A 14,659-nucleotide genomic window follows, 5' to 3' on the forward strand; every position below is an offset into this window, starting at 1 on the left:
CATCGTCGCTCTTTCCCTGGAGGAACCCCTCATGCTCGTGGCACTACGCCAGCGATGGGCCAGGCTCCTGGCCGTCGCCCTCGCCGCTGTGTTGGCGATACCACTCCTGACGGCAGTGCCGTCGACGGCTCACGAAGGTGAGCACGGCGAGTCAGCGCACGTCCTGATCTTCACCAAGACCACGCAGTTCCGGCACACCGAGGCGATCACGCAGGGCGTGCCCGTGCTGCAGGCGGCGTTCGAGGCCGCCGGCATCACGTCGGAGCACACCGAGGACTCGTCGATCTTCAACGACGAGGACCTGTCCCACTTCGACGCGCTGGTGATGTTCCAGGCGTCCGGCGACCCGTGGACGGCCGAGGAGAAGGCCGCCATGGAGCGCTACCAGCAGGCCGGCGGCGGCATCGTCGCCATCCACAACGCCGCGGACATGCGCGGCAACTACGCCTGGTGGGACAACCTGATCGGCGCGCTGATGCCGGGCCACGCGGCCACCGGCTCCAGCCCGGGCCTGCCCGGCACCGTCCGCGTCGAGGACGGCACCCACCCGTCGACGGCCCAGCTGCCGCAGCGCTGGGAGCGCGCCGACGAGTGGTACAACTTCTCGGCCAACGTCCGCGGCACGGCGCACGTGCTGGCGACGATGGACGAGACCACCTACGACCCGGGCGGCAACGCCCAGGGGTACGACCACCCGATCTCGTGGTGCAAGCCGTACGACGGCGGACGCGCCTGGGTGACGGCGATGGGCCACTTCGGCGCGCACTACACGCAGGAACCGGACTTCGTCCAGCACATCGTCGGCGGCGTGCAGTGGGCCGCGGGCGTGGCCGAGGGCGACTGCGGCGGCACCGTGTGGGAGCAGTTCGAGCGGGTGCCGCTGGACCAGAACACCAGCGCGCCGTTCGCGATGGACGTCGCGCCCGACGGCCGCGTGTTCTTCACCGAGCTGGTGCGCGGGCAGATCCGCGTCTACGACCCGGCCACCCAGGTCACGTCGACGGCCATCACCATCCCGGTGTACTCCGGCGGTGAGGACGGCCTGCTGGGCATCGCGCTGGATCCGAACTTCGCCGAGAACGGGCACCTGTTCGTCTATCACTCGAAGGCCAGTGCCGACGACACCGATCCGGCGAACTTCGTCAGCACGCTGTCGCGCTTCACCGTCGGCGCGGGCTCGCAGATCGACCCCGCGTCCGAGGTCGTCGTGCTCGAGGTGCCGGCCCGCCGGCTCCCGGACGAGCCCGGCCACACCGGCGGCGGCCTGGAGTTCGGCCCCGACGGCAGCCTCTACCTGTCCGTCGGCGACGACGTGAACCCGCACTCGGAGCCGTCGGGCGGCTACGCCCCGCTGTCCGAGCGCGACGGCACCTTCCACGACGCCCGTGAGACGTCGGCCAACACCAACGACCTGCGCGGCAAGATCCTGCGGATCCAGCCGCAGGCGGACGGCGGCTACACGATCCCCGAGGGCAACCTGTTCCCGCCGGGGACCGAGGGCACCCGCCCGGAGATCTTCGCGATGGGCTTCCGCAACCCGTTCCGGTTCTCCGTCGACCCGGAGACGGGCTGGCTGGGCGTCGCCGACTACGGCCCGGACAACGGCAGCAACAACCCGAACCGGGGCCCGGCCGGCATGGTCGAGTGGAACCTGATCAAGGAGCCCGGTTTCTACGGCTGGCCGCTGTGCATCGGCCCGAACACGCCGTACCTTGACGTCGACTACCGCACCAACCCGGTCACCGTCGGCGAGCCGTTCGACTGCGCCAACCCGGTCAACGACTCCGTCCGCAACACCGGCCTGACCGAACTGCCCCCGGCTCAGGAGCCGGAGATGTGGTACGGCTACCAGACCTCGTCCGTCCCGTCGGTGATCCCGGCCGGTGGCGGGCTGGCGCCGATGGGCGGCCCGTTCTACGACTACGACCCGGACCTGGTGTCGGACACCAAGTTCCCGGAGTACTACGACGGCAAGCCGTTCTTCTACGAGTGGGCGAAGAACAAGATGTACTCGCTGGACCTCAACGAGGAGACCAGCGCGCTGGAGAAGATCAACCCGTTCCTGCCCGGTGAGCAGTGGATGGCGCCGATCGACTCGTCGTTCGGTCCCGAGGGCTCGATGTACGTGCTCGACTGGGGCGGCGGCTTCGGCCGCGACAACCCGAACTCGGGCCTGTACCGCGTCGACTACGTGTCCGGCTCGCGCTCGCCGGTGGCGCACGCGACGGCCACGCCCGACTCCGGCCAGGCGCCGCTGAGCGTCCAGCTCGACGGCACCGGCAGCACCGACCCGGAGAACGAGACGCTCACCTACGAGTGGGACTTCACCGGCGACGGCACCGTCGACTCCACCGACGCGCAGGCGTCGTTCACCTACACCGAGAACGGCGTCTACAACGCCCGCCTCACGGTGACCGACCCCGCGGGCAAGACCGGCACCACCACGGTGCCGATCACCGTCGGCAACACCCGGCCCGAGGTCGACTTCGACGTGCCGCCGGACGGCTCGTTCTTCGACTTCGGCGACACCGTCGCGTGGGACCTCAGCGTCAGCGACGCCGAGGACGAGACCATCGACGACGCCGACGTCATCATCCAGCCGGCCCTCGGCCACGACGAGCACGCCCACCCGGCCGACCCGCTCAGCGGGCGCACCGGCCAGGTGACGACGGCGCTCGGCGGCGGCCACGGCGAGGACATGAACGTGTTCTACGTCCTCGACGGGCGCTACACCGACGGCGGCGGCGTGGACGGCGTCCCGGCGCTGACCGGCTCGGACCTCACCCGGTTGTTCCCGCGGCAGCGGGAGGCCGAGTTCTACACCGCCGCGCAGGGCGTCACGACGGCGTCGTCGCGCGACGTCGAGGGGCACGGCACCGCGGTCTCCGGCCAGGACGGCGCGTGGGCGTCGTACGACCCGGTCAACCTGTACAACGTCGACGCGCTCGTGCTGCGGGCGTCGTCGGTGGCCGGCGGCCCGATCGAGCTGCGTCGCGACGCTCCCGACGGCCCGCTGCTCGGCACCGGCGAGGTCCCGGCGACGGGGTCGGGCACGTACGCCGACGTCCGCGTCGAGGTCGACGACCCGGGCGAGAGCTTCGTGCTCTACGCCGTGTTCCCGGGCGCCGGCGAGCGGCGGCTGAACTTCGTCGAGGCCGACGGCAAGGGCGCGGCCACGACGACGAAGCCGACGGTCGCCATCACGGCGCCGACACCGTCCGACGAGCTGGAGCTGGGCGACGTCCAGGTCACGGCCGACGCCGCCGACGCGGAGAACACGATCACGCAGGTCGAGTTCTTCGTCGGCGACGAGTCCATCGGCGTCGACACCGAAGCGCCGTACGAGGCCACCTGGACGGTGACCGAGGAGCAGCGCTACCGGCTGACCGCGGTCGCCACGAACGACAACGGCGCCACGACGACGTCGCGGATCGTCCAGGTGGAGATCGGCGACCTCTACGGCGACTGGCTGACGTTCTCGCACGCCAGCGCGAACGGCACCTTCGACCGTCCGGACAACAACACCTGGGTGGTCGAGTCCGGCGGCGGCAACATGTGGCAGGGGACGGACGAGTACAGCGCCGTGTACCTGCCCGGCGCCGCCGGTGCCACGGGCGACCAGTGGACGGCGACGGCGCAGGTGGTCAGCCAGACCAACTCGAACAACTCCGCCAAGGCCGGCCTGATCGTCCGCAACGACGTCACGCAGCCGGGCGTCTCGCCGGGCTACGCGGCGATGACGATGCGGGCGGGCAACAGCTTCGAGTGGCTGCGCGACAGCGACGGCAACGGCCAGCTCGACGCCAGCACCGGCGCCGGCCAGCACGGCTACCCGGCGTGGGTGCGCATCGTCCGCGACGGCGACCAGTACACGTCCTACTGGAGCCGCGACGGCGAGACGTTCACGCAGGTGGGCGACCCGGTCACGCTGACGGGCGCGGCGGACGTCCAGGACATCGGCCTGGCCGTCACCGCGCACAGCAGCAGCGCCCGCACCACGGCGACGTTCACCGACTTCACGCTGGTGGACGGCCTGCCCGGCCCGGACCCGGAGCCGGAGCAGCCGCCGGTGTGCCTGATGACGGGGTCGGACCAGTTCGACGGGTCCGAGCTCAACGCCCGCCGGTGGACGACGGTGCGCAGCGCCGACGGCCTCCCGGTGAGCGTCGCCGACGGCGGTCTGGTGCTGCCGGTCACCAACGGCGACATCAACGAAGGCGTCGAGGGCCCGATCAGCTACGTCGGCCAGCCCACCCGCGACGGGGAGTGGACCGTCGAGACCGCGGTCTCGGTGGAGCACACCCGCGAGTGGCAGCACGCCGGCCTGCTGATGCACGGCACCGACGACGACTACGTCAAGCTGGCCTTCACCCGCACCAGCTCGGGCAGCCGGATCCTCGAGTTCCAGACCGAGGCCGGCGGCACCCGCACCTGGCACGCCAACGTCACGCTGCCGGCGGACTTCCCGTCGACGGCGCACCTGCGGCTGGCCAGCGACGGTGAGCAGGTGACGGCGGCCTACTCGGCCGACGGCGAGACGTGGACGGCACTCGCCGGCGCGGCGCAGGTGATCGACGACTCGACGATCGGGCTGATGGCGGCCGGCGACACGGCGGCGCACTCGGTGAACGCGGTCTTCGACCACTTCACCCTCACGCCGGACGTCGCCGGCGACGACGGCTCGCGCGAGCCGTCCGACGAGTTCGACGGCGCCGCGATCGACGGCTGCCGGTGGAACTCGGTGGTGCGCTACGACTCGTCGGCGGCCTCGGTGGCCGACGGGCGGCTGCAGATCCAGACGCAGCCGGGCGACATCAACGGCTCCGCCAACGAGGACCCGAACAACTTCATCCTGCAGCGGGTCCCCGAGGGCGACTGGACGATCGAGACGCGGCTGACGCCGACGATGCTGCACCAGTGGCAGCTGGCCGGCCTCATGGTGTACGGCAGCGACGACGACTACGTGAAGTTCGACGTCGTCGCGAACAACGGCGCCACGTCGCCGACCGACCTCCGGGCCGAGCTCGTCTCGGAGAAGGGCGGCCAGTTCGGCAACGGCGGCAACCGCAACATCGACATCCCGGAGACCAGCGAGAGCGGCTGGTTCTACCTCCGGATGACGAAGAGCGGCGACACCTACAGCGCTGAGATCAGCGACGGCGGGGTCAACTGGACCTCGCTGGGCGACCCGGTCACCAACGACGCCGAGCTCACCTCGTTCGGCCTGATGGCGATCGGCCCGCAGCAGACCCAGCCGGTCACGGTGGCGTTCGACTACTTCCGGGTCACCACGGACCAGCCGGACACCACCCCGCCGGTGATCACGGTCGAGGGCGTCGCCGACGGCGGCAGCTACGACCTGGCCACCGGGCTGGAGCTGAGCGCGACGGCGACGGACGACGTGTCCGGCGAGGTCGCGGTGTCGCTGACGCTGGACGGCGCCGCCGTCGAGAACCCGTCGACGGTGACGCCGGACCTGGGGGCGCACACGCTGGTCGCCACGGCGGTCGACGAGGCGGGCAACGCCGCGGAGACGACCGTCGCGTTCGAGGTCGTCGCCACGTACGACGGCGCGAAGGCGCTGGTGCAGCGGTACCGCACCGACGGCGCCGTCAACCGCAACCAGGGCGTCCAGCTGTCCACCCACCTGGCCAACGCCGAGCGGCTGGCCGGGCAGGGCGTCACGGACGGCGCCACGCAGTCGCTCAACCGGTTCGTCGCGGTCGCCGAGGAGGTGACGGACGAGACCGCGCGCGGCTGGCTGCTCGCCTACGCCGACGCGCTGCGGGCTCAGCTGTAACTCCGCACCGAACGTGCCGGGCGGCGGTGGTCATCGTCACCGCCGCCCGGCACCGGCACCACACTCGCGGCCGAGGCGGGTGGACGGGGGAGCAAGGGGCGCACGCACCGTATTCGAGGAGGCACCGTTGCCACGCCAATCGAGACGACCCCTGCTCAGATCCGCGGCGCTCGCCGCGGCCGGAGCCCTGCTGCTGCCACTCGCCGCGACCACGGCGCCGGCCGCCGCCGAGCCCGTCGTCACCCAAGACGTCGAGACCATGCACGAGGGCACCCACGTGCTCGTGTTCAGCAAGACCGCCGGGTTCCGGCACGACTCCATCCCGACCGGCATCGCCACCATCCAGGAACTGGGCGCCGAGCGCGGCTGGGAGGTGACGGCGACGGAGGACGCGGGCGCGTTCACGCCGGAGAACCTCGCCCAGTACGACGTCGTCGTCTGGCTGTCCACGACCGGTGACGTGCTGAACGACGAGCAGCAGGCCGCGTTCGAGGGCTACGTCGCCGACGGCGGCGGCTACGCCGGCGTGCACGCGGCCGCCGACACCGAGTACGACTGGGAGTGGTACGGCGGCCTCGTCGGGGCGTACTTCCAGTCGCACCCGCAGATCCAGCCGGCCACCGTCGTCGTCGAGGACCGCGTCCACCCGTCCACCCAGCACCTGCCGGACCGGTGGGAGCGCACCGACGAGTGGTACGACTACCAGGCCAGCCCGCGCGGCGGCGTGCACGTGCTGGCGTCGCTGGACCCGGACAGCTACGACGGCGACGTCATGGGCGCGGACCACCCGATCGCCTGGTGTCAGGACTACGAGGGCGGCCGGTCCTGGTACACCGGCGGCGGGCACACCCAGGAGTCCTACGCCGAGGCGGAGTTCCGCGAGCACCTCGCCGGCGGCATCGAGACCGCCGCGGGCGCCGTCGACGCCGACTGCGGCGCCACCGTCACGGAGAACTTCGACCAGGTCACGCTGGCCCGCGGACCGCAGGAGATGGGCGAGCCGATGGGCGTCGCCGTGCTCCCCGACGGCAGCGCGCTGCACACGTCGCGCGACGGCCGGGTCTTCTACACCGCGGCGGCCGGCCAGACGACGCTGGCGGCGGACATCCCGGTGTACGACTTCCGCGAGGACGGCATGCAGGGCATCGCCCTCGACCCGGACTTCGCCACCAACGGCTGGGTGTACCTCTACTACTCGCCGCCGCTCTCGACCCCGCCGGGCGAGGTGGCGCACTCCAGCCTGGACCCGTCGATCTGGGCGGCCTACGAGGGCCACAACAACCTGTCCCGGTTCCGGTTCGCGAACGGCGTGCTGGACCCGGCGTCGGAGCAGGTGGTCCTGCAGGTCCCGCAGGATCGCGGCAACTGCTGCCACCACGGCGGCGACATCGACTTCGACGCCGACGGCAACCTGTACCTCTCGACGGGTGACGACACCGACCCGTTCGAGTCCAACGGGTACGCGCCGATCGACGACCGGACCACGCGGGCGCCGCAGTTCGACGCGCGCCGCACGTCCGGCAACACCAACGACCTGCGCGGCAAGATCCTGCGAATCACCGTCCAGGAGGACGGGTCGTACACCGTCCCGTCCGGGAACCTGTTCGCGCCGGGCACGGAGCTGACCCGGCCGGAGATCTACGCGATGGGCTTCCGCAACCCGTTCCGCATCAGCGTCGACCAGGAGACCGGCGACGTGTGGGTCGGCGACTACGGCCCCGACTCCGGCGGCCCGAACCAGTACGGTCCCGGCGGGCAGGTCGAGTTCGACCGGGTCACCGAGGCGGGCAACTTCGGCTGGCCCTACTGCACCGGCCGCAACACGGCGACCGAGACGTACGCCGACCGCGACTTCACCTCGTACTACGGCATCGACCCGAACACCGGCCAGCCGGACCCGAACGACGGCACGCAGGACCCCGTCGGCGCGAAGTTCGACTGTGCGGGCGGCGCGGCGAACGACTCCGCGCTGAACACCGGCCTGCCGACGGTGCCGCCGGCGGTCGCCGCGTGGCTGCCGTACGACGGCGGCTCGGTGCCGGAGCTGGGCAGCGGCAGCGAGTCGCCGATGGGCGGCCCGGTGTACCGCTACGACCCGGCGCTGGAGTCGGAGACGAAGTTCCCCGCGTACTACGACGGGCAGTTCTTCGCCTACGAGTTCGGCCGCCGCTGGATCAAGAACATGACCGTCGGCGCCGACGGGCCGGCGCGCATCGGCGCGTTCTCCGCCTTCATGCAGAACACCCAGCTGATGGACCTGGAGTTCGGCCCCGAGGGCTCGCTGTACGTCCTCGACTACGGCACCGGGTTCTTCAACGGCGACGAGAACTCGGCGCTCTACCGCATCGACTACGTCGCCGGCACCCGCTCGCCGTCGGCCGTCGCCACCGCGACGCCGACGTCCGGCCTGGCGCCGCTGACCGTCCAGTTCTCGTCCGAGGGCTCCGCCGACCCCGACCCCGGTGACGTCCTCAGCTACGCGTGGGACTTCACCAGCGACGGGACCGTCGACTCCACCGAGCCGGCGGCGTCGTACACCTACACCGCCAACGGCGAGTACACGGCGACGCTCACCGTCACCGACTCCGACGGCAACACCGGCGTGGCCACCGCGCACGTCGTCGTCGGCAACACCGCGCCGGTGGTGGAGTTCGTGTCGCCGCCCAACGGCGGCCTGTTCAGCTTCGGGCAGGACGTCGCGTTCGAGGTCAGCGTCACCGACCCGGACGGGCAGCCGGTCGACTGCGCCGACGTCGAGGTGACGTTCGCGCTCGGCCACGACCAGCACACGCACGGCGGCGAGTCGGTGACCGGCTGCTCCGGGACCATCTCCACCGGCACCGACGGCGCGCACGGCACCGACGACAACATCTTCGGGCTGCTGCTGGCCGAGTACACCGACACACCGCCGTCGCCCGACACCGTCCCGGTGACGGGGACGGCCGAGCTGGTGCTGCAGCCGCGGCACCGTCAGGCCGAGCACTTCTCCGCGCAGAGCGGCGTGCAGGTGGTCAGCCACGGCGCGGCCGAGGGCGGCGCCCGGGTCGGCTACATCGACCCCGGCGACTGGATCTCGTTCGAGCCGTACGACCTGGCCGGCGCGAAGTCGGTGCAGCTGCGGGTGTCGGCCGGCGGCCCCGGCGGCACCGTCGAACTGCGCACCGGCGCCCCCGACGGCCCGATCGCGGCGGTGGCGGACGTCCCGCACACCGGCAGCCCGGACAACTACGTCGACCTCGAACCCGTCCCGGTCACCGACCCGGGCACCGGAACCGGGCCGCTCTACCTGGTGTTCCAGGGCAGCGGCGGCGGGCTGATGGACATCGACGCGTTCACGTTCAGCTCCGACGCGGCGGCCTGCGAGGACCCTGGCGCCGAGGTGGACCCGAACGACGAGTTCGACGGCACCGCGCTGGACCGCTGCCGGTGGACGTCCATCCTGCGGCCGAACGGCGAGCATCTTGTGGTGGGCGAGGGGCGCCTGCAGATCGATGCGCTCGAGGGCGACATGTTCGGCGGCAACACCACCGCCGCCAACGTCGTCCTGCAGCCGATCGCCGACCCGGCGGCCGGCTTCGAGGCGTCCACCCAGCTGGCCATCCCGGCCGGCGGCGACTACGAGCAGGCCGGGGTGATCGTCCACGCGGGCGACCAGAACTTCGCCAAGGCCGTGCTCATCAACATCCCCGGTATCGGCTGGCGGTTCGAGTTCGGCCTCAACCAGGGCGGGCAGGCGGTGTTCGACGCCGCGCTGGACCGCTCCGGGCCGCTGCCGGAGGGCATCAACGAGAACGCGCACGTGAAGATCGTCAGCAACGGCGCGACGCTGACCGCGTACTGGTCCGCCGACGGCGAGGAGTGGACGGCGTTCGGCCGGCCGCGTCCGACGTCCGGGCTGCCCGGCGCGCGCATCGGCCTGGCCGCGTTCAACGGCGTCGGCCAGCCGGCGACGTTCGAGCGGTTCACGTTCGGCGAGGCGCCGGTCGTCCAGTGCGACCCGACCGACCCGGGTGCGGGCTACCAGAGCCTGTTCGACGGGACGGCGGACAGCCTGGCGGCGTGGCGGATGGCCGGTCCGGGCGGCTTCCTGCACGCCGACTGCGAGCTGGTCTCGTACGGCGGGCTGGGGCTCTACTGGTACGACCAGCCGCTCACCGACTACTCGCTGAAGCTGGACTGGATGATGCCGGGCGACGACAACTCCGGCGTCTTCGTCGGGTTCCCGAACCCCGGCGACGACCCGTGGCTGGCGGTGAACCAGGGGCACGAGATCCAGATCGACGCGACGGACGCGCCGGACCGCACGACGGGTGCGATCTACGCGTTCCAGTCGGCCGATGTCGCCGCTCGTGACGCCGCGCTCAACCCGCCAGGGGAGTGGAACGCGTACGAGATCGTCGTGCGGGGCGACCGCATCCAGGTCTACCTCAACGGCGCGCTGATCAACGACTACACCGACACCGATCCCAACCGGATGAACCAGCCGAGCTTCGTCGGCATCCAGAACCACGGCAACGGCGACGACGTGTACTTCCGCAACGTCCGGGTCCAGGAGTTCACGTTCGAGTCCGGCGCCCGGCTGGTCGCCGACCACTACGCGGCCGGTGCGCTGAACCGGCAGCAGGAACGCCAGCTCGCCCAGCACCTGTCCATGGCCTCGCGACTGTCCGGCGACGGCCAGGCGGCGCAGGCCGGGCGGGCGCTGGACCGCTACGACGCCGTGGCCGCCGAGGTCCAGGACGAGGCGGTCCGCGTCGAGTTGCTCCGCATGAGCGACGCGCTGCGGGCGCGGCTCTAAACCACCACAGGAAGGGAGACGTCACCGTGCAAGCTCAACGTCCTGCGAACGTGGCGAACCAACGCGACGAATCACGGAGACCGAGCGCGCGCGGCGGACGGGGGACCGGTGCCGGCCGGTCCTCGTCCCCGGCGCCGGGGCAGCAGTCCCCGCCCCGGCGCCGGGGCTTCTGGATCGCCGTGGCGGTGGCCCTCGCCGCCGTCAACATCGTCCTGGCGACGCTGGTGCTCAGCGGCGGCCGCGACGACGGCGACCCGGTGGCCGATCGCGTCGCCGAACTGGAGGCGCAGGAGGAGGTGCGCCAGGTCGAGCTGGTCGGCCAGCTGACCGAGCAGACCACCGCGGCGCACGCCGGGCTGCTCAACGTGATCGACGGCCTGCACATGGTGGTGCCGTCCGGCGGGCAGGCGGTCGTCTCGCCCGCCGTCAGCCCCGCCGCCTGGCACTCGGCCGTCGGCGCCGCCATCGGCACGTTCGGCGACCCGCCGTCCGGGTCGACGCAGTTCAACACCGCCCGCAACGGGCTGCTGCTGGCGATCGACCTGCTCGGCTCCGCGGCGACGGCGTACGAGTCGGCCGTCGTCGCGCCGGCCGGGCCGGACCAGGAGCGGCTGCTGGAGCTGGCCGGGCGGCTGCGCGACCAGGCGGTGGCCGCGTGGTCGGTGGCCGCCACCCAGCTCGACGTCCTCAACATCGACGCCGGCAACGGCCACGTCCACATCACACTTCCGACGCGGCCCGGCGAGGAGGTCGACCCGCACGGCGGCGTCGACTTCGAGCCGAAGGCGGAGGACCACACGAACCACACCGGAGGGTAGGTGAGGTTAACCTAACTTGGCCGGATAGGCTGCGGGGCATGACCCTCGTGCCCCGCCGCCTCCGCGCCGCGTCCGCCGTCACCGTCCTCGCTCTCGCCCTGGCCGCCTGCGGTTCCGACGACGAGCCGGCGGCGGACGCGAGCGGCGCCGCCGGCTACACCGTCGAGCACGCGATGGGGACGACGGAGCTGCCGGGTGAGCCCGAGCGGGTGGTCGTGCTCGACTCGCCGCACCTGGACGCCGCGGTGGCGCTCGGCGTCACGCCGGTCGGCGCCACCGAGGCGGAGGCCGGCGCCGGGTACCCCGACTACCTCGGCGACCTGGACGGCGTCGAGACCGTCGGCCTGACCGTCGAGCCCAGCGTCGAGGCCGTCGCGCAGCTGGAGCCCGACCTCATCATCGGCGCCCGGGTCCGGCACGAGGAGCTGTACGCCGACCTCAGCCAGATCGCGCCGACCGTGTTCTCCGCCGACTCCGGTACCAACTGGAAGGAGCAGGTCGAGATCGTCGGCGCGGCACTGAACCGCCAGGACGACGCCGCGGCCCTGCTGGACGAGTTCGCGCAGCGGGCCGCCGCCATCGGCGACTCCGTCGGCGCCGCGGGCCGGACGGTGTCGATGGTGCGGTTCCTGCCGGAGAACTTCCGCCTCTACGGGCCCGAGACCTTCTCCGGCTCGATCCTCACCGAGGCCGGCTTCGACCTCGGCGACCACGCGTGGAACGAGTACTCGATGGCCGAGCTGAGCCCCGAGGAGTTCGAGCAGATCGACGGCGACCTCGTCATCCACACCAGCTACGGCGACCCGCAGACCACCACCCGCCCGTCCGTCGAGCGGCTGTGGACCGGCCTGCCGGCCATCGCCGCGGGCGACGTGCACGAGGTGGAGGACGACACCTGGATGCTGGGCATCGGCGTGCTCGGCGCCGGCCTCATTCTCGACGAGCTGGAGGCCATCGCCGGGACCGAAGCCTGAGACATCGGCGCTCACGATGGGAGACGACTTTCGCGGTGTAGCGGCGAAAGTGTGGCACGATTATCCCATGGCGCACACGCTCGCCGGCCGGCCGGAGACGGCGACCCAGGCGAAAGTCCTCAAGCTGCTGCGCGACGAGGGGCCGCTCTCCCGGGTGGAGCTCGCCGATCGGCTCGGAGTCTCACGCACCACCATGGCCAGCGAGGTCAGCCGTCTCACCGAGCTCGGCCTCGCCGAGGGCGCCGGGCCCGCCGCCTCGCGCGGCGGGCGCCGCTCGACGCTGGTGGACCTGTCGTCCGACGTCCGGTTCGTCGGCGTGGCGATCGGCGCGACCACCGTGTCCGTCGCGCTCACCGACGGCCGGCTGACGGTGCTCGGGCAGCGCTCCATCGACATGGACGTCCGCCTCGGCCCGGAGCCGGTGCTGGCCAGCGCGCTCGAGCTGACCCACAAGGTGCTCGCCGAGCACGGCGTCACCCGTCCCGCGGGCGTCGGCGTGGGGGTGCCCGGCCCGGTCGACTTCCACGGCGGCATGCCGGTCTCGCCGCCGATCATGCCCGGCTGGGACGGCTACCCCGTCCGCGACGCGCTCGCGCGCGAGCTGGGCTGCCCGGTGCTGCTCGACAACGACGTCAACGTCATGGCGCTGGGGGAGCAGCACTCCGGCGTCGCCAAGAACGCCCGCGACTTCCTCTTCGTCAAGATCGGGACCGGCATCGGCTGCGGCATCGTCGTCGACGGCCAGCTCTACCGGGGCGTCGACGGCTGCGCGGGCGACATCGGGCACATCCGGGTCGAGGAGTTCGGGCCCACCTGCGCATGCGGCAACACCGGCTGCCTCGAGGCCTTCTTCGGCGGCTCCGCACTCGCTCGCGACGCCCTGGCCGCCGCCCGCGGCGGACGGTCGCCGGCGCTGGCGTCGCTGCTCGCCGAGAAGGGCGAACTCACCGGCGCCGACGTCGCCGCCGCCGTCACCATGGGCGACCCCTACACCGTCCAGATGATCCGCGACGGCGGCCACCGGGTCGGCTGGGTGCTGGCCAGCCTGGTGTCGTTCTTCAACCCCGGCCTCATCGTCATCGGCGGCCGGGTGGCGCGGCTCGGGCACCCGCTGCTGGCCGAGATCCGCGGCGTGGTCTACCGCCGCTCGCTGCCCCTGGCCACCGGCAACCTCCCCGTCGTCCTCAGCGAGATGGGCGACGACGCGGGTGTCGTCGGTGCGGCGGCGCTGATCAGCGACGCGATCTTCGCCGCTCCCTGACGGGTGGCTTCGCCGTCAGCCGATCGCCGGTCGCCAGCCAGCGGCCAGCGGAGCGGGACCAGCAGCGGAGTCGGTAGCCAAGAACACCACCCACGACCCGCCAGCGGCCAGCGAACCAGCAGGCCAGCGGAGCCAGAAGCCGAGGCCCTTTTCCGGCCGGCCCCTGACGCTGCTTTCACGAGGGCGCGGGCGGCTGGGTCAAGCGGTCACGCGCCGCGCGAAGCGCCGCTGGGGTCCGCTTGAGGCGGACGCCCGCGCCCTCGACACTGGAAGCAGCAGGGGCAGACGGAACGGTGGTGACCCGGCCAACGAGAGCCCGGCGAACGTGCGGCCACTGAGACGTCCGCGCCGCCATGATCATCATCCAGGTTTTGGGGTGCTATCACGCCCGAAATCCTGGATGGTAACGGCGATCCTGGGCGGAGGGGCGCTTCCACGACCCGGAACGCTCGCAATCACACCGCCTCGAGCCGGGCGGCCTGCTGATGCAGCCAAGCTGCTCGCGCCGCCCGTTGGCCCCCATCGGGTCCGCTCGAGTGGGCGGCCGGCTCCGCTCTGCGCTGCCGGCCGGCGGGCAGCACCGGGCGGCCCTTATCGCCGTCGCCGCGTCGTCGAGTCGAGGTAGGTATGACCCGCCCCTCTAGGGAGGGTGCCCACCCTACGGGCGGGCACTGACACTCGCGGCGGCCTCGGGCTCCGACACGCGGGCGGCGCCGGGTGCTGACGCTCGCGGCAGTCGCCCGATACGCGCGGCGAAGGACGCCGATGCTCGCGGCGGCGGCGGGCACCTGGGGAAACGCTCACTATCCCCGGCGCAGGCGTTACTTACCACGTCAAGTTGCGAAAGTACGCCGCAAACCGTTGACCAGGGTCTCTCCGGGCGTCTAGTTTGCGTGATCAACGGCCGGTTCGGGCCGTTTCTTCGCGCGTTCGCACGGGCACCGGAGCGAAGGGAGGGGGGCATCGCTCGGCGCGCACTTGGCATCCCGTCACCGATCCCGCATTGCG

The 14,659-nt window shown here is 72.0% G+C and carries 5 protein-coding genes; all 5 read left to right on the plus strand.

Translation table 11 applies throughout. The features are described from left to right. The first annotated feature begins 115 nt into the window (after window positions 1–115). The 5 genes from BLV02_RS33100 to BLV02_RS33120 all read left to right on the plus strand — a co-directional run bounded on the left by BLV02_RS33100 (window position 116) and on the right by BLV02_RS33120 (window position 13,651). Window positions 116–5,800 carry a ThuA domain-containing protein gene (locus BLV02_RS33100; protein WP_069113640.1) on the plus strand — a complete coding sequence of 1,895 codons (5,685 nt, stop codon included), beginning with the start codon at window positions 116–118 and terminating at the stop codon, window positions 5,798–5,800. Window positions 5,801–5,927: 127 nt separating this feature from the next. After that, complete coding sequence (locus BLV02_RS33105; RefSeq protein ID WP_069113639.1) at window positions 5,928–10,598, plus strand: ThuA domain-containing protein; 4,671 nt, start codon at window positions 5,928–5,930, stop codon at window positions 10,596–10,598. 179 nt (window positions 10,599–10,777) lie between these two features. Further along, on the plus strand, window positions 10,778–11,416 hold the full coding sequence (locus BLV02_RS33110) for a hypothetical protein (protein WP_069113638.1): 639 nt from the start codon (window positions 10,778–10,780) through the stop codon (window positions 11,414–11,416). 38 nt (window positions 11,417–11,454) lie between these two features. Next, window positions 11,455–12,390, plus strand: coding sequence for an ABC transporter substrate-binding protein (locus tag BLV02_RS33115; protein WP_069113637.1), 936 nt, complete (start codon window positions 11,455–11,457; stop codon window positions 12,388–12,390). 67 nt (window positions 12,391–12,457) lie between these two features. Next, window positions 12,458–13,651: an ROK family transcriptional regulator gene (locus BLV02_RS33120; RefSeq protein ID WP_069113636.1), complete on the plus strand. Its 1,194-nt coding sequence runs from the start codon at window positions 12,458–12,460 to the stop codon at window positions 13,649–13,651. The last annotated feature ends 1,008 nt before the right edge of the window (window positions 13,652–14,659 follow it).

The sequence above is a fragment of the Jiangella alba genome, from assembly GCF_900106035.1.
Classification (GTDB): Bacteria; Actinomycetota; Actinomycetes; order Jiangellales; family Jiangellaceae; genus Jiangella; species Jiangella alba.